This window comes from Streptomyces sp. SLBN-118, from assembly GCF_006715635.1.
Classification (GTDB): domain Bacteria; phylum Actinomycetota; class Actinomycetes; order Streptomycetales; family Streptomycetaceae; genus Streptomyces.
Genome location: NZ_VFNP01000001.1, coordinates 2,099,950 through 2,117,218, shown reverse-complemented (window position 1 = coordinate 2,117,218; position 17,269 = coordinate 2,099,950). Strand labels below are relative to the sequence as shown.

At 70.3% G+C, this 17,269-nt stretch carries 11 protein-coding genes; 2 read left to right on the top strand and 9 right to left on the bottom strand.

Annotated elements, in window-relative coordinates; genetic code table 11:
• Nucleotides 1–355: 355 nt before the first annotated feature.
• From FBY35_RS09440 to eccE, 9 genes are all read right to left on the bottom strand, one after another.
• Nucleotides 356–2,872: a Flp family type IVb pilin gene (locus FBY35_RS09440; RefSeq protein WP_142213353.1), complete on the bottom strand. Its 2,517-nt coding sequence runs from the start codon at nucleotides 2,870–2,872 to the stop codon at nucleotides 356–358.
• A 237-nt stretch (nucleotides 2,873–3,109) separates the two neighbouring features.
• Nucleotides 3,110–4,120: an ABC transporter ATP-binding protein gene (locus tag FBY35_RS09435; RefSeq protein ID WP_142213352.1), complete on the bottom strand. Its 1,011-nt coding sequence runs from the start codon at nucleotides 4,118–4,120 to the stop codon at nucleotides 3,110–3,112.
• Entirely contained in the window at nucleotides 4,075–5,076 is a 1,002-nt protein-coding gene (locus tag FBY35_RS09430; RefSeq protein ID WP_142213351.1) for an ABC transporter ATP-binding protein, read from the bottom strand. The genes FBY35_RS09435 and FBY35_RS09430 overlap by 46 nt, the downstream gene beginning before the upstream one ends.
• A complete protein-coding gene (locus FBY35_RS09425; protein ID WP_142213350.1) occupies nucleotides 5,073–5,966 on the bottom strand; it encodes an ABC transporter permease in 894 nt (297 codons plus the stop codon). The genes FBY35_RS09430 and FBY35_RS09425 overlap by 4 nt, the downstream gene beginning before the upstream one ends.
• The gene (locus FBY35_RS09420; protein ID WP_186356893.1) at nucleotides 5,963–7,021 is read right to left on the bottom strand and encodes an ABC transporter permease; all 1,059 of its coding nucleotides are present in this window, start codon (nucleotides 7,019–7,021) and stop codon (nucleotides 5,963–5,965) included. Before FBY35_RS09420 ends, FBY35_RS09425 begins: the two co-directional genes overlap by 4 nt.
• 3 nt (nucleotides 7,022–7,024) lie before the next feature.
• Nucleotides 7,025–8,836 carry an ABC transporter substrate-binding protein gene (locus FBY35_RS09415; protein ID WP_142213349.1) on the bottom strand — a complete coding sequence of 604 codons (1,812 nt, stop codon included), beginning with the start codon at nucleotides 8,834–8,836 and terminating at the stop codon, nucleotides 7,025–7,027.
• Nucleotides 8,837–9,032: 196 nt separating this feature from the next.
• The gene (locus FBY35_RS09410) at nucleotides 9,033–11,888 is read right to left on the bottom strand and encodes an SCO5717 family growth-regulating ATPase (RefSeq protein ID WP_142213348.1); all 2,856 of its coding nucleotides are present in this window, start codon (nucleotides 11,886–11,888) and stop codon (nucleotides 9,033–9,035) included.
• 295 nt (nucleotides 11,889–12,183) lie between these two features.
• Nucleotides 12,184–12,903 carry a hypothetical protein gene (locus FBY35_RS09405; protein WP_186356892.1) on the bottom strand — a complete coding sequence of 240 codons (720 nt, stop codon included), beginning with the start codon at nucleotides 12,901–12,903 and terminating at the stop codon, nucleotides 12,184–12,186.
• On the bottom strand, nucleotides 12,903–14,198 hold the full coding sequence (eccE, locus tag FBY35_RS09400; protein ID WP_142213346.1) for a type VII secretion protein EccE: 1,296 nt from the start codon (nucleotides 14,196–14,198) through the stop codon (nucleotides 12,903–12,905). Before eccE ends, FBY35_RS09405 begins: the two co-directional genes overlap by 1 nt.
• A 221-nt stretch (nucleotides 14,199–14,419) precedes the next feature.
• Between eccE and eccB the strand changes: the two genes are divergently transcribed.
• Together eccB and mycP are read left to right on the top strand one after the other, a co-directional pair.
• Entirely contained in the window at nucleotides 14,420–15,964 is a 1,545-nt protein-coding gene (gene eccB, locus FBY35_RS09395) for a type VII secretion protein EccB (RefSeq protein ID WP_142213345.1), read from the top strand.
• 11 nt (nucleotides 15,965–15,975) lie between these two features.
• Entirely contained in the window at nucleotides 15,976–17,217 is a 1,242-nt protein-coding gene (mycP, locus tag FBY35_RS09390) for a type VII secretion-associated serine protease mycosin (protein ID WP_142214984.1), read from the top strand.
• The last annotated feature ends 52 nt before the right edge of the window (nucleotides 17,218–17,269 follow it).

Sequence of the window (17,269 nt, the reverse complement as noted above, 5' to 3'; positions counted from 1 at the left end):
CCTAGCACCGGTTCCGAAGCGGCGGGGTGGGGGAACAACTTCACCCGCACCCCGGCCGATCCGCCAGAACTCCAGGGCGCTCTCCGCGGCGAAGCCGGTGGAGCCCCCCGGGCGAGCAGTGCGCACTCACCCGATGCCCCTTGCTCTGCGGCGAAGCCGCTGGAGCTTGGGAGTGAGGGGGCGTCAGCCCCCACCCTCCTCCCCACCAGGGGGCCCGGGGCGTAGCCCCGGTTTCGGGAAGGGGCGGGGTGGGGGAACAAACCCCGCCCGCCGCGCCCGCGGCCGACCCACACCCGTGCCTCAGGCCTTCACGGCCGAGCCGCCGGAGCCCCACCGAATGCTTTGGCTTCCCCGGCTAACCCTTGAAGTTCTTGTTGCCCGTGTACTTCCCGAGGGATCCGTCCGGCCTCACTTCCCAGACGCCCCTGATGTATTCGGGACGGATCCCGCCGGGGAAGGCGATTTCGTCCTCGTGGGAGAAGGGGGGGTCGTCGAACGTCTTGTTGATGTCGATGCCACCAGGCGCATCGATGTCGTAGACGTACTTGGCACCCCACTTGGTGGCGAACTGCTCATTGTTGGTGGTGCCGACGAAAGCGGAATGCTGACTCTCGTTCACATAGCTGTCCAGATCCGGGTTGTTCGGATCCTGCGGCGCGAAGCCTTCCTTGAAGATGACGCTCGGCGGGCGGGTGTCATTGCGGTAGAGCTGTTCACCGGATTCACGCCAGGTCACATGACCCTGACCGTCGATGCTGTCCTGAATGTCTTCCACGTCCACCTTCGGGTCGATCGCGACCTCCGGATGAGGGTTGGGCTCAAGCCCGACTCCCACATTGGCGTCGCTGCCCTCGTCGTGGTCGGTGTTCTGCCGTGTCGCATCCGAGCAGCCGGCGGCACTTTCGGCCTGCTGGAGGGTGTCGAATCCGGAGACCACGGCACTGCTGGTGGCCATCAAGTCGTCGGCAATGGCGCTGAGACCGGACACTGCTTGCTCCAGGCCGGCGTCATCAGCCCCATCACCGGGGCCGCCGGCGAGGGCGACCCGGCCGCCGGAGCCGAAGGCACCGGCGTTCAGCCCGTTGGCGTCGCAGTTCTTCGGGGACTGCTGGCGATCCTCGTGATCGTCGGGATCCTCGCGGTCGGGGTCGTCAGGCTGTGTCGGCTCAGCGGTGGGCCGGCCACCAGAGCTGGAGCCCGCGGACGTTCCCCCCGATGAACCGCCGTTGCTGCCGCCGCTCGACCCGCCGTCCGATCCCCCGGACCCGCCGGAACTCGTGCCGCCGATGAGGCCACCGATCAGACCGCCGCCGGTGCCACCGCTCGACCCGCCGGACGAGCCGCTGCTGTTTGCCCCCGATGAACCGCCGGCTCCGCCGGAAGAGCCGCCTCCGTTTGCCCGGCCGGTGTTCGATCCGCCGTCCGAGCCCCCAGATCCGCCGGAGTGGGAACCGCCGCTGTTGCTGCCGCCGTTGGCCCCACTCGACCCGCCGGATCCGCCGGACGAGCCGCTGCTGCTTCCGCCCGATGAACCGCCGGCTCCGCCGGAAGAGCCGCCGCCGTTCGCTCCGCCGGTGTTCGATCCGCCGTCCGAGCCCCCAGATCCGCCGGAGTGGGAACCGCCGCTGTTGCTGCCGCTGTTGCTGCCACCGTTCGCCCCGCCGGATCCACCCGATGAGCCGCCGGTGTTCGATCCGCCGTTGTTTCCGCCTGACGATCCGCCGGATCCGCCGTTTGCCCCGCCGCTGTTCGACCCGCCGTCCGATCCCCCGGCCCCACCGCCGCTGCTGCTCCCACCACTCGACCCGCCGGAAGTCGAACCGCCGCTCGCCCCACCGCTGTTGCCGCCGGATATGCCACCCGAGGCGTTGCCTCCGTCGGTGCCGCCGTTGTCGCCTCCTGTCGATCCGCCCGAGCCGGAGCCACCCGAGCCACTTCCGCCGCCGGTACTGCCGTCGTCGGCCCCGCCGTTGCTTCCGCTCGTGTCGCCGCCCCCGGTCGACCCGCGGGAATCGGAGCCGCCCGAAGCAGCACCACCAGAGTTGGCCTCGCCGGAGCTCGCACCGCCCGTAGCCGTGCCACCCGAACTCGAACCTCCGTCCGTGCCCCCGTCTGCGCCCCCCGTCGTACCACCCGAATCGGTGCCACCGTGGGCCGTGCCCCCACTACCGCTCCCGCTCCCGCTGGCCGCTCCGCCGCCCCCGGGACACGATGATTCGGTGACGGCGCAGACGATCTCGTTGCGGAGCCCGTTGGCGACGGACTGGGACACGCCACCGGTCGCCAGAGTCAGGATGATCAGCGTGACGACCACGATCAGGCCCACGTACTCGACGGCCGTCTGTCCTCGCTCCCCTCGCCGGAAGAGCATGCGCGAGAGGGAGAATCGGCAGAGCGCCGCACGAAGGTCGCGCCAGTTCCGTGTCCGCACGGGCGCTCCGAACCACGTCCCGCTCTCCGGCTTTGTGAGGAACGCCAGGATCAGCACCGGCAGGAGCAGCTGGCTCAGGCCAAGCAACGACCCGGCGGCGAGGTTGAGCAGACTGCCCGCGATCAACCACGTCTGTAAGGCGATCAGACCTCTCCAGACACGTCTGCCGCCCCTGGGGATGCGCCACAAGAGCACCCAGGACAGGACGCCCGGTGCGGCCGCGTACAACGCGAGTCCGAAAAGTAACGGAGTCATCGCCCGGTCGGCGACGGCCGAGCCGATCACCCCTAAGGAGCCGACCACCGTGAACGCGAACAGCACGTGCAGCAGAATGCGTACGGCCTTGAGCGAGGATGGCCCTGTGCCGCGGTCGTCCGTGTACGCCATGGGGGCACCGGTGTGCGCGACGCCGGTGACCGTGTGGAGCCCGAGCCGCGACAAGCGACTCACCAACCTCTCGGGGTGCAAGTGAACCGACTGGTACTCACACGCCACGGGGGCGTCCCCCGGGAGCACCGGCCACGCTAAGCCGGTCCCCGGGCCCAGAGACAGGGCCCCAGGGCCCACCCGGGGCCCAAGTCGGCCGATGAGCCCTCAACAGGGTCCGGGCTCAGGGCCCGGCGAGCCCGTCGTCGTGTGCGCGTCGTCCGGGACTTCGATCCGACCTCACGCCCACCGTCAGGCCCAGTGACAGGCCACCCCCGCACCCTTCCCCAACACCTCCAGCACCCCCGTGCGGCACTTCTCCGCCACCCCCGCCCTCTCCGCCTCTCCCGACGCCAGCACCTGGCAGCGTGCGTGGAAGCGGCAGCCGGGCGGGATGCGGGTCGGGTCCGGGGGCTCGCCCGTGAGGACCACCGGGGGGACCGACGCCTCCGGGAGGACCGAGAGCAGGGCGCGGGTATAGGGGTGGCGGGGCGATGTCAGGACGTCCTCGACCGTTCCCGACTCAACGATCCGGCCGAGGTACATCACCGCCACCCGGTCCGCGATGTTCCACGCGAGACCGAGGTCGTGGGTCACCACGAGTGCGGACAGGCCCAGTTCGTCCCGCAGACGCAGCAGGAGCGCGAGGATTTCGCCCCGTACGGACGCGTCCAGAGACGCCACCGGCTCGTCCGCGACGATCAGTTCGGGCTCCAAGGCCAGCGCGCCCGCGATGACGACGCGCTGGCGCTGGCCGCCGGAGAGTTCGTGCGGGTAGCGGAGGAAGAAACGTTCGGGGGGACGCAGCCCGGCCCGCGCGAGGGCCTGGGAGACTGCCGCGTGCTCGTCGCCCTTGTACCCGTGGATCCGCAGGCCCTCGGCAACCGCGTCGTACACCGTGTGCCGGGGGTTGAGCGAGCCGCTCGGGTCCTGGAGGACCAGCTGGACCCGCTTGCGGTAGGCCTTGAGGGCACGCGAGCTACGGCCGAGCGGGACGCCGCCGAAGGTCACGCACCCCGAGGTCGGTGGTACGAGGCCGAGCAACGAGCGCGCCAGCGTTGTCTTGCCACAGCCGGACTCGCCGACGAGGGCCACGACTTCGCCCGCGCCGATGTCGAGGTCGACCCCGTCGACGGCGCGGGCCGGCGCGCCACCGCGCCGCCCCGGGAAGGAGACATGCAGGCCGGTGGCCGAGAGGAGGGGGGTGGGCAGGGCGGTCACAGTGCCTTCTCCGTCCGTACGGGCGCGCCCACATGCACGCATGCCGCCCTGTGCCCCTCGCCCGCCGCGACGAGCGCCTGGTCCTCGTGGGCACAGGCCTCCACCGCGACCGGGCAGCGCGGGTGGAACGTACAGCCGCTCGGCAGCGCCGACGGGTCGGGCGGATCGCCCGGCAGGCCGCGTGGTGCCCGTCGGGACGCTGAGTCCCCGATGCGCGGGAAGGCCGCGGACAGGGCCCGGCCGTACGGGTGCGAGGCCGCGCCGTACACCGCCCTCGCCGGGCCCTCCTCGACGATCCGGCCCGCGTACATCACCGCCAGCCGGTCGCAGGTGTCCGCGAGCACGGCCAGGTCGTGGCTGATCATCACCAGGCTGATGTCCTGCTCCGCGACCAGCTGCTCGATGAGCCGCAGGATCTGTGCCTGGATCATGACGTCGAGGGCGGTTGTCGGCTCGTCGGCCACGATCAGCCGCGGGTCGCAGGCGAGCGCCATCGCGATCATCACGCGCTGGCGCTGACCGCCGGACAGCTCGTGCGGATACGCGTCCGCGCGGGCGACCGGCAGTCCGACGTGTGTCAGCAGTTCGCGGACACGTCTCTTCGCCTCGGACTGTGTGGTCCTGTGGTGCAGCAGGATCGGCTCGGCGATCTGGTCGCCGATCCGGTGCACCGCGTTGAGCGAGTGCATCGCACCCTGGAAGACGATCGACGCGCCGGCCCAGCGTACGGCCCGCAGCCGCCCCCACTTCATGGTGAGGACGTCCTCCCCGCCGAGGAGGATCTCACCGCTCAGGTGCGCGGAGGGGGGCAGCAGGCGCAGCAGCGCCAGTGCCAGGGTGGACTTGCCGCAGCCGGACTCGCCCGCGAGGCCCAGCTTCTGCCCGGCGGCCACGCTCAGATCGACGCCGCGTACGGCGGGGACCGCCCGGGTCCCCGAACCGTAGGTCACCGAGAGGTCTTTGACTTCGAGCAGGCGCTGCGCAGTCTGCACGGTCATCGCGTCACCCCCAGCTTGGGGTTGAGCACTGCCTCGATCGCCCGCCCGCACAGCGTGAACGCCAGCGCCACCAGGGCGATCGCGATCCCGGGCGGCGCCAGATACCACCAGTGGCCGGACGAGACCGCGCCCGCCTCCCGCGCGTCCTGGAGCATGCCGCCCCATGAGACCACGGCCGGATCGCCGAGCCCGAGGAAAGCCAGCGTCGCCTCCGTAAGGATGGCGGTCGAGATACCGAGCGTCGTCTGGGTGAGGACGAGCGGCATGACGTTCGGCAGTACATGGCGGGTCATGACGTGGCTGTGGCCGCCGCCGAGTGCCCTGGCGCGTTCGAGGTACGGACGCGATTCGACCGCGATCGTCTGGGCCCGCACCAGCCGGGCCGTGGTGGGCCAGCTGGTCACGCCGATCGCCAGGATCACCGTCCACACGCTGCGGGACATCACGGTCGCCAGGACGATCGCCAGCACCAGCGTCGGCATCACCAGGAACCAGTCCGTGATCCGCATCAGGACCGTCGAGAACCAGCCACCGTAGTGCCCGGCGGTGATGCCGACGAGAGAGCCGATGGCCACCGACAGGGATGCCGCGAGCAGTCCGACGGTGAGGGAGATCCGCGCGCCCCACACCAGCAGACCGAGCAGCGAGCGCCCGAACTGGTCGGTGCCGAGCGGAAATTGAGCGCTCGGCGGTTCCAGAGCGGTGCCGGGCGCGTTGGTCACGCTCTGCACGTCGCTGCCGACGAGCATGGGCGCGGCGAGCGCGATCAGGGCGATGACCGCGAGCCCGCCGAGGCCGAAGAGCCCCGCCCGGTGAGTTCGGTACGCCTGCCAGAAGCGGGTCACCGAATCGCGGCGCCGTGTCCAGGTGAGAGTTGCGGCGGTCGTCATCGGCCCACCCGGGGATCGAGCAGCGGATAGAGCAGGTCGGCCAGCAGGTTCATCAGGATCATCGCGCCGGCGAAGACCACGAACAGGCCCTGGACGAGTGGCAGATCGGGCACGCTCAGCGCCTGGTAGAACAGCCCGCCGAGACCCGGCCAGGAAAACACCGTCTCGACCAGGATCGAACCGGCAGCCACATGGCCCAGGTTGATGAAGACCATGGTGACGGTGGGCAGGAGTGCGTTGGGCACCGCATGCCTGCGGCGAACGGTGTCGTCCCGAAGCCCCTTCGCCCGTGCCGTCGTCAGATAGTCGCTGCCCATCTCGTCCAGCAGCGAGGAGCGCATCACCAGCAGCGTCTGCGCGTATCCGACAGCGACGAGGGTGATCACCGGCAGCACCAAGTGGTGCGCCACATCGACGGCGTACGCGAAACCGCTCTCGTCACCCGACTCCATGCCGCCGGTCGGGAACAGACCCGGGATCGGGCCGACCCCCACCGAGAAGGTGATGATCAGCAGCAGCCCGAGCCAGAAGGACGGCACGGACCACAGGATCAGCGCCACCCCGGTGTTGAGCCGGTCGCCGCGGCTGCCGTGGCGCCAGGCCGAGCGGGTGCCGAGCCAGAGCCCGATCGCCGAGTAGATCACGACGGCGACGCCGGTGAGCAGGAGCGTCGCCGGCAGCTTCTGTGTGATCAGCTCCCCGACGGGCGCGTGGAACTGGTACGACCGGCCGAGGTCGCCCGTCAGCGCCTTGCCGCAGTAGTCCGTGAACTGCTGCCACATCGGCTTGTCGAGGCCGAACTGGCGGCGCAGTGCCGCCAGTTGCTCGGCGGACGTCGGCGCGCCGTGCGTCATGGCCTTCACCGGGTCGCCGGGGATGATCCGGAAGAGGAAGAAGCTGGTGACGAGGACGGCGAGCAGCGAGACGGCGGCGCCGCCCAGCTTGCCCGCCACATACCGGAGATACGCGCGCGTGCTGCCGCTCGTGGCATGGGCTTCGGGGGCCCGGGCCACGGCGGCAGTGCCCGTTGTTCCGGTCGTGCTTGTGGTGCTCATCGGCTACTCACGGTCTTCCGCGGTGGAACGCCGACGCATCGCGACAAAGACCCCGAGTCCGGCGGCGAGAAACACGACCGAGCCGATGCCGATCACGATGCCGCTGCCGGAGCTGCCTTCACCGGCGGCCGGCTCGGCCGACCACCAGCTCCAGTAGCCGTCCTGACCCCAGAGATTGCCCCCGGCCTCCGGCATCGTCGTGATGGACTTGATCTGGTCGGTGCGGTACGCCTCGACGGCGTTCGGGTACGCGAGGACATTCATGTAGCCCGTGTCGTACAGCCGCGATTCCATCTCCTTGACCAGCACGGCCCGCTTGGCGGTGTCGTACTCCGCGGTCTGCTGCGCGTACAGCCCGTCGAACTGCTCGTCGCAGATGAAGTTGTCCGTCGCGCCGGTGTCCGTGGGCGTGGCCGGGAGCGCCGAGCAGGTGTGGATGGACAGGACGAAGTCCGGGTCCGGGTTGACCGACCAGCCGTCGAAGGCCAGGTCGTAGTCTCCCTTGACCCAGGGGTCGGAGACATTGTCCAGACAATCGACCGTGAGCCCGACTCCGAGCTTGCCCCACCACTCCTTGAGATACTTGCCGACCGCCTTGTCGTTGGGGTCGGTGGCGTGGCAGAGAATGCGCAGGTCGAGCGGCTTGCCGTCCTTGCCGACGCGTTTGCCGCCGCCGTTCTTCCGGTAGCCCGCCCGATCGAGGAGGGCTGCCGCCTTCGCCGGGTCGTAAACGATCTTCTGGTTCGCTCCCGGCTTCCAGAAGTACGGGCCGAAGCGCGGCGGGATATAGCCCTCGCCCTCCACGGCATGTCCCTGGAAGACCTTGTCGACGAGGGTCCTGCGGTCGGTGGCATGGAACAGGGCCTTGCGCACGGCTGGTTCGAGCAGCGCCCGGTGGCCGCTGCCAAAGGTGCTGCCGTCCTTGGACCTGGCTCCCGGGTTGGTGGCGAGGGCGAAGAAGCGGCGGCCCGGAGCGTCGTTGACCTTGATGTTCCCCTCGCGCCCCAGGGCGGTGGCCTGGGCGGGGGTGAGGCCCTGGACGAAGGAGACCTCGCCCTTCTGCAGCGCGGCGACGGCCGCGTCACCGTCCTTGTAGTACTTGAGTACCAGCTCGTCGAACTTGGGCGCGCCGCGCCAGAAGTCCTTGTTGGGCTTGAGCTTGACGAACTGGTCGACCTTGAAGTCGGTGATGACGAAGGGACCGTTGCCGACGACCGGGAACCGCTTGTCGTTGTTGAACTTCGAGAGGTCGCCGACCTTCTCCCAGATGTGCTGGGGCACGATCGGGACATCCAGCGCCAGCATGGTGGCCTGCGGCTTCTTCAGCTGGATGACCAGGGTCCGGGGGTCGGGTGCCGTGACCTTCCTGAAGTTGGCGGTGAAGCTGCCGTTGGCGGTGGCGGCGTCGGGGTCCGTCATCATCGTGTTGAAGGTCCAGGCGGCGTCCTTCGCGGTCGCCTGCCGCCCGTCGGACCATGTGGAGTCCTCGCGGATGGTGTACGTCCAGGTCAGCTTGTCGGGGGACGTCTTCCACGCGGTGGCGAAGCCGGGGATCGGGTGCGCGTCCTTGACGTCGTAGTTCGTCAGGTACTCGTACGCCAGGCGGTGAACGGTGGTGCTGACCAGCTTCTGCGCGAGGAACGGGCTCAGGGAGTCGACACTCTGCGAGACGGCGACGGTGAGGACCTTCTTGCCTCCGTTGTCCTTGCCCCCGTCGTCGGCGGCCCCGGCCGGAGGGGTCGCCGAAGCGGCCAGCAGTATGGCGGCGCCCGAGGCCAGAAGCAGTCGGATGCGGGGCGCGTTCTTGTGGACCATGAGACGGGACCTCGTGATCGTCACTCGCTCGGAAAGGCGGCTTGATGCCTGGCCAGCCAGCTGGTGAAGCGAAGGTTTATCAGCGGGGCCAAGCCGAGTCAACGGTCCGTCAGATCGCGCCTGGGCTGCGGGAATGCGCTGAGGGCCCGCACCGTCGTGCCGGTGCGGGCCCTCATTGGTCAGTACCTCTGCCGCGCTACTGCTGAGGGGCCGGGGGCGCCTGCGGGGGCTGCTGCTGGGGCCATCCGGCGGGCGGCACGGGACCCTGGAGATCCTGCTGTCCAGGACCACCCGACTGGCCCTGCTGACCGGGGTGGCCCGGCTGCCCGGGCGGCGGTCCGGCCGGGCTCGCGGGGGACTGGGCCTGGGAGGGGTACGACTGCTGCCAGCCCTGCGGCGGGTAGAGCTGCTGGGGCTGCTGCTGGCCCGGGTACTGCTGTGGCGGCTGAGCTTGGGGGTGGGAACCCTGCGGGTAGGGCTGCTGGCCTCCGTACGGCGGCTGCGGTTGCGGCTGGTGAGGCTGGTGAGGTTGCTGTGGGGGGTACGGCTGCCCGGGCAGGGGCTGGCCCGGTACCTGCTGCTGACCGGGCATCGGCGGTGCCAGGTGCGGAGGCGGGTTGCCGTCCGCGGTCCACAGTCCTTGCTGCTGCTGGGCGCGTACGAAGTCCTCGGCGATCAGGGCCGAGAGGTTGAAGTACGCCTCACGGGTCTTCGGCCGCATCATGTCGAGGTCGACCTCGGCACCGGCCGCGAGGTGCTCGTCGAAGGGAACGACGATCACACCGCGGCAGCGCGTCTGGAAGTGCTGCACGATGTCGTCGACCTTGATCATCTTGCCCGTCTCGCGGACTCCGGAGATGACCGTGATGGACCGCTGCACCAGGTCCGCGTACCCGTGCGCCGACAGCCAGTCGAGCGTCGTGGACGCACTGCTCGCACCGTCCACGGACGGGGTCGAGATAATGATCAACTGGTCCGCCAGGTCCAGCACTCCGCGCATCGCGCTGTAGAGCAGACCGGTGCCGGAGTCGGTGAGGATGATCGGGTACTGCTTGCCCAGCACGTCGATCGCGCGCCGGTAGTCCTCGTCATTGAAGGTCGTGGAGACGGCCGGGTCCACGTCATTGGCGATGATCTCCAGACCGGAGGGCGCCTGCGAGGTGAACCGGCGGATGTCCATGTACGAGTTGAGATACGGGATCGCCTGCACCAGGTCCCGGATCGTCGCCCCGGTCTCGCGGCGAACGCGCCGGCCGAGCGTACCGGCGTCGGGGTTGGCGTCGATCGCCAGGATCTTGTCCTGCCGCTCGGTGGCGAGGGTCGAGCCCAGCGCGGTGGTCGTCGTGGTCTTGCCGACACCGCCCTTGAGGCTGATGACCGCGATCCGGTAGCAGGACAGCACCGGCGTACGGATGAGCTCGAGCTTGCGCTGGCGCTCGGCCTCCTCCTTCTTGCCGCCGATCTTGAACCGGGCGGAGGGGCCGGGGTTACGGCTGCTCTTTGCCTTCTGCTTGTTGTTGCGCAGGAGGCGGTCGGAGGACAGCTCGACAGCGGCGGTGTACCCGAGGGGCGCACCCGGCACGGAACGCTCGCGCTGGTCGTGCGTGACCGGCGTGGGCCAGGCGGCACCGGCACGCGGATCGGAGGGCCCGACCGGCGGCTGGGGCTGGCCCTGTGGCTGGCCCTGGGAGTGGGGCTGGGCCTGGGGCTGCGCCAGCGGGTGGGACTGCTGCGCGGGGAGATGGGGCGTGGCGGGCGCGGGCAGATTCGGCGTCTGAGCCGGCAGAGCGGTCTGAGGCGACTGAGGCGTCCGAGGCGTTTGCGGCACCTGGGGCGGCAGCGGTACGGGCGCGTTCGCGCCGGGCTGCGGGAACCCGTAACCGCCCTGCGGGGCCTGGGCATCGGGCCCGGGAACAGCGGGCGGCAGCGGCGCGGCGGGCGTCGGCTGCGCGGGCTGCTGCCCGGGCTGCGGGAAGCCGTATCCACCGTGCTGCGCGGGCTGTCCCTGCTGCGGGAAGCCGTAGCCGCTCTGCGGGGCGCCGGGCTGTCCGGCCTGGCTCGGCTGCCCGGGCTGGGGGAAGCCATAACCACTGTGCGGAGCGGCAGACTGCTCGGCGGTCTGGGGAGACACGGGCCACTGCGGCGCCGACGTCGGCGCGGCCGGCTGGAAGGCGGGCGGCAGGGGCAGCGGCGGCTGGCCACCCTGCACCTGCGCCGGCGGCACGGGCGCCCAGGGCTGGGCGGGCGCCGGGGCAGGCGGTGCGTCCTGGGGCCCGTCGGCCACGGCGGAAACGGAGTCCTGCGGTGCCGCGTCCTGCGGTACGGAGTCCCGCGGTACGGAATCGGCAGGCTCCTCGGTGGCACCCTCGGCGGCGTCTTCGTCAGCGGACTCGTCGGACTCGTCGGACTCGGCGCCGGGCGCGATGTCGGCGGCTTCCGCTTCCTCTTCCTCCGCAGCATCCGCATCCGAGTTCACGGTTGCGGCTTGCTCAGCCGCGACCTCCGCCTCGGGCTCACCGGCCGCCTCCGCGGCGCTCTCCGGGGCCGGTTCGGGAGCGGCCTCGGCCGCCTTGGCCGCGGCCCGCTCCTCCATCTCACGCTTCAGAGCGGCCGGGGAGAACCGCATGGTCGCCCCGCTCTCCACATCGCCGCCCCCGAAGGGCTGCGGTGCGGGCTCGGCGACGGGCGCAGGAGCCGGAGCGGGTGTCTGCTGTACGGGCGCGGGCGCTGGCGTGGGCGCGTGTGCAGGCGCGGGCGCAGGCGCGGGTGCCGGGACCTGCGCCTGCGGAGGCGTAGGCACCGGCGCCCAGTTCGGCTCGAAGCCACTGCCCGCAGGCAGCCCGGGCACAGCCACCGGTGCCCCGTTCGGCGGTGGGGGAGGCGGCGTCTGACCCGTGCCCCCGCCCGATGTGTCACCCGCGTTCTGCGTGTACCAGGCCGGCGGGGTGTAGTCGATGGTGAACTCACCCGTCAGCTCCGCGGGCTCCGCGTCGGACTGATCATCGACGGGAATGTTCCAGCCCCCGTGGATCTCGTCCCGATCGCCGTTCACTTTGCCTCCTGGTGTGGTCGAGCACCCTTGTGCCGTCGTGGGTGGGGGCGACCTCTTCGTCCGATCGGCCCGGCTCTCCCCCTAAGGGACGCGGCCACCATGCCCGCAGGTTCTCCTGCCGCGTCCTGTCCCACCCTAATCGTCAACAACGCCCTACCGGCAGGCCGGACCGCCCCTCGTCCACTGTCCCGTACATCACGCCGCGCCCCCAAGTGAGCCGGGCGCGGCTGAGCGTAAGGAAGCCGACGGGTCAAATCGGTGCAAGTGCCCACGGACTTCTGGCCGTCGGTCCCCGTCAGTCCATCCGCCGGGCGCTGCCCAACAATCCGGTCTCGGCGTCCGTGGCCTGCGTCATGACGAACTGCCGGTCCCGCGCGGTGCACCAGAGTGTGACGCCGTCAGCGAGGGTGGACAGCGCCTCCGTCTCGGCACGGGGGAGGTGCATGATGCGGCCGATCTGCGCGGCCTCGTCGGGCGAGACGCGCTGGATGCCGACCAGGGCCGACTTCTCCATCAGCCGCGGAGCCACCGGGCTGAGATACGGCAGCAGAGTCAGCACCGACTGCCAGGGGGCCGAGACCACCCGGCCGCGTGGCGGCCGCATTCCGCAGTCGCGGATGACGACGACCGGACTGCCCGCGGACGCACCCTGCGGCGGCACCCGCCCCACGTCGTGGAGCGAGATGACCTGTGTCCCTCCGCCGGCGGCCTGGGCCAGCGTCGTCCAGGCGTGCCCCCGGCCCGTCTCCACCGTGACACGCGCTCCGGTCGCGGCCGCCCGCAGGGCGAGCACCTGCGCCGTCCACAGGCCGCCGATCAGCGTGACGTCGTACGCGGTCGGCCGGTTGATGCCGAGCACGGCCGGTCTGGCCTCGGCGTCCACGCCGATGACCACGCCGTCGTCCCCGACGGGCAGCGCGAGCGCGGCCAGTTGGTCCGCCGACAGCGCGTGACGGTCCCTGCGCGGTCCTATCAGTCCGAAGCCGATACGCGGCTTGGCGGCAGACGAAGGCATCAGCGGGCTCCCCCGAGAGGCAGTGTGGCGAGCATCCCGGGCAGCTGTTCGCGGTCGAGCCGCACCAGACCGGTCTTGACCCCGCGGGCGGCGCGCTCCAGTTCATGGCGCGCGGTGACGAGTTCCTCGTCACTGCGCCCGGTGATACGGACATGCCCGGTGACGGACACATCCTGCCGGTCGCCCTGGCCCAGCGTGAGGCTGAAGGTGGTGGCCAGGGCGGGAATCGAGGTGAGCAGGGCGACGAGCTGCGGCATCGGGGCCCCGCCGCCGCCGAGTTGGGGCCAGCGGCCCACCCAGTACGTGGTGTGGCGGCGGTCGTCGACGCGCCAGGTGCGCGAGGTCTCCTGGGTGCGCCGCGCCGGCGCCTCCGCCCGGCCCGCCTGTGCGATGGCCATGGGGCTGGCGCACGAGGACGTGGCGATGGCCGCCGTCAGCTCCTGCTCGGTCAGTACGGTCGCCCGGAATCCGGCACCCGTGAGTCGGCTGGCCAGTTGGTCGGCGCTGCGCACCAGGCACTTCTGCGCGCCTTCGAGTCCGCCGCCGCGTGCCGCAACGGCTTCCGGGCAGAGCTCCGGGTCGAGCTTGAGCGCGATCCAGGTGATACGGAGCGCGGGCGAGCCGGTCTGGGCCTGCAGGGGCGCGTAGTTGCGCGCGGCCACCGACTGCTGCGGAAGGTGCGGGGCGGGTGCGGGCTGCGTGTGCTGGACGATCTGCGCCGACTCCAGCCGGATTCCGTCGACGTCGAGCACGTCCCGTACGAGGGCCATCGGCAGTGGCCTGGCAGTGCGTTCGGGCCGCAGGGCCGTCGCGTCGGACTCGACCTGAAGCAGTGCCGTGAGGAAGGTTCCGTCGCCGATCATGCCGACCGGTCGCCGGTCGCGGTCGCTGTAGGTGTACGTCCGCAGGGCGGGGTCGCACTCGACGGCGGGCGCGAGACCCGGCTCCGTATCGGCGGGCAGGACCAGTGCAGCGGCCCTGCGCCTGCGCGAGCGCAGGGCGAAGACGGTCGCGAGCCATTCGGGCAGCGAGCGCCGGTGCCTGCGCAACAGCGCGAGCAGTACCAGCAACGCGGCCACCACAACGGCCGGGACGAGCATCAGAGGGTCGATCACCCACGCCACGAGAAGCAGAGCGGCGGCTATCTCGATCAGTACGAGTTGTTGCAGTCGGAACGAACCGAAGTGCCCGGGTCGTGCCTTGAGCCGGGGTGCGGCCGGTGCCTGGGACGGCGCTGCGGGCCGCGCGGAGGTCCGGCCGTGGGCCGAGGGCCGTACCCGCGTCGCGGAAGCCATTATTCAGGCACCCCCCAGTTCATTAGGCCCCAATTCATCCCGATCACCCCTGTCCAGCCCTGCCCAGCAAGGCATCTGACGGCTGGATCACCCTACCCGCCCCACAAGCACCATCGATCAACAGGCATAGTAGGGGGCCGGTCCGGCAAGCCGGGCCCGGGGACCGCGCTCACCACAAGGCCCCCGCGGGGAGACAGTGCCTTCTTTATCAATGGGGACTCATGGCATCACGGCGGGATGAGCTCAACGCGTACACCTTTGCGAAGAAGCGCACGGTGGCGGCATTCCTCCAACCCTCCGCGACAGGTACGGAGGAGGGGGCGCCGCGCCCGATGCGCGCCGTCATCCCGAGCCTGATCGTCGGCGCGCTGATCATGGCGGGCTTCGGTGCCTTCGGCATGTTCAAGCCCAAGGCGCCCAAGGACTGGGACAAGCCCTTCGCCAACGTGATCGTCGGCAAGAGCTCTACCACGCGCTATGTCGTTCTGACGACGGGCAAGGGCAAGAGCGAGAAGGTCCTGCTCCACCCCGTGCTGAACCTCGCGTCCGCCCGACTGCTGCTCACGCCCCAGCAGTTCAAGGTGATCCAGGTCAGCGACGACATCCTGGACTCCGGCAAGCCGCCGCGCGGCCCCATTCTCGGCATTCCCTACGCACCCGACCGGCTGCCGTCCGCCACGGACGCCGCCGAGGCCAAGCGCTGGGCCGTCTGCGAGCAGCCCGGTGGCGGCAAGGGAGTCAGTGTGCAGAAGGCGACGTTCGTCCTCGGCGACCGCGATCTGAAGCGCACCGAGGGCAAGCAGCGCCTGGGCGGCGGCCAAGTCCTGTACGTCCAGAGCGAGAAGGACCAGCAGCGCTACCTGGTGGACGCGGCCGGTACCAAGTACCTGGTGCGCGGCACCGGGAAGGACGCCTCGTTCCTCACCCGCACGCTCGTCGGCAGCAAGCAGCCGCAGACCGTCACCGACGACTGGCTGGCCACTCTGCACGACGGCAGCCCGGTCGACTTCCCGGTGATTCCGGGTCAGGTCGGCTCCAAGGCCGGTGTCGGCGGCGGGCTGACGGACAAGCAGGACCGGATAGGCATGGTGCTCCAGGCCCAGACCGGCTCCGGACCCCAGCACTACGTCGTACTGGCCGGCAAGGTGCAGCCGGTCTCCGACTTCGTCGCCTGGCTGCTCATCAACTCGCCGCAGACCGACCGGCTCAACATGGGCGGTGAGGCCACCACGGTCGACGCTCAGTCGATCGCGCCGAAGGACGAGTTCTTCTCCGCCGAGAAGCACTGGCCCTCGCTCCGGTCCAAGCAGGTCAACGAAGCGGGCGGCGAACGCGACACCGTCTGCAGCGTGCTGCGCAAGGTCGATGGCAAGGGCCGTACGACCCTGTCGACCTGGGCCGGGTCCGAGTACCCCGCCGAGATCACGGCGGGCGGCACCAGCACCTATGTCACCCCGGGAACCGGCCTGCTGTTCACCCAGGTCCAGGGCAACCAGACCAAGCCCGACGGGTCGCTGTTCCTGGTGACCGACACCGGACTGCGGTACGCGGTCCAGGCGAACGGTGACAGCGACAAGGACCGCTCCGACATCGGCACGGGCGGCCAGGAGAAGCAGCAGGACGGCCGCCCCGAGCCCAGCCAGGCGCAGATCCGGCTCGGCTACGAGAAGGTCGTCCCGACGCTCGTCCCGATCACCTGGTCGGAGTTCCTGTCCAAGGGGCCCCGCCTCGACACCAACAGCGCGCGTCAGCCGCAGGGTTCGTAGGGGTGCGACCGATGCCGTATCTGCGCAGGAAGGCCGCCCTGCTGACCGTCGCGGCGGCGCTGACGGGCCTGGCGGCCACGCCTCACGCCCAGGCCCACGATGTCCCCCACGAGCTGGGCATCGACGGCAGTGGCGAGTGCACGTTTCCGATGAAGCAGCAGATCGAGGGGATTCCCTGGCCGCTCCAGCGGGTCCTGCTCGACGAGCTCTGGCAGGACACCAAGGGCAAGGGCGTACGCGTCGCCGTCATAGACACGGGCGTGGACAACGACAACGTCCAGCTCAAGTCCGCCGTCGACGCCTCGGCGGGCAGGGATCTCCTCAAGCCCGACAAGAACAACCAGGACGAGAAGCGCGGCAAGACCGACGGCACGGTCGACCTGGTCGGCCATGGCACCAAGGTCGCGGGCATCATTGCCGCGCGTCCCCGCAAGGGCACCGGTTTCGTAGGCCTGGCGCCCGAGGCCACGATCATCCCGATCCGCCAGAACGACGAGAACAACAGCGGCAACGACCGCACGATGGCTACGGCGATCGATCACGCGGTCGCCAAGGGTGCCGGTGTCATCAACATCTCCCAGGACACCACCAAGCCGCTGTCGCTCGACTCGGAGCTCAACAAGGCCGTGCAGCGGGCCATCAGGGCGAAGGTCGTCGTCGTCGCTTCCGCCGGCAACGACGGCATGGACGGCAAGCTGAAGACCACCTATCCCGCGGCGTTCCCGGGCGTCCTCGCCGTCGCCTCGTCGGACCGCAACAACGAACGCGCGGCCTTCTCGCAGGCGGGCGAGTTCGTCGGGATCGCGGCCCCCGGCGTCGACGTGGTCTCCACCGTCCCCGGCAACGGCCAGTGCGTCGACAACGGCACCAGCTTCTCGGCCCCGTATGTCGCAGGCGTAGCGGCGCTGCTGAAGGCCAAGTACCCCAAGTGGACGGTGGAGCAGATCATCGCCCAGATCGAGCAGACCGCCGAGCGCAGCATCAACGGCAAGGACAACTTCGTGGGCTGGGGGGTCGTCGACCCGGTGCGCGCCCTGAGCGGCGACGGCAAGCCGATCAGCGCCCCGAGCGCGGACCCCGGGCCGCCGAAGCCGCCCGCTCCGCAAGCGGCGCATCTGGCGCTGACCGAGACGGTCCAGGAGCGCAACGAGCGTTACGCAACCTATGCGTTGGGCATTGGCGTCGTACTGGTGGCTGTGGTCGCCGGCTCGGCGACAGTCATCCGGGACACCCGGCGCAAGAGGGCCCAGTGAACCAAGTCTCCATACGGGACTTTGCAGTTGGAACTGTCGTATCAAGTGGTTA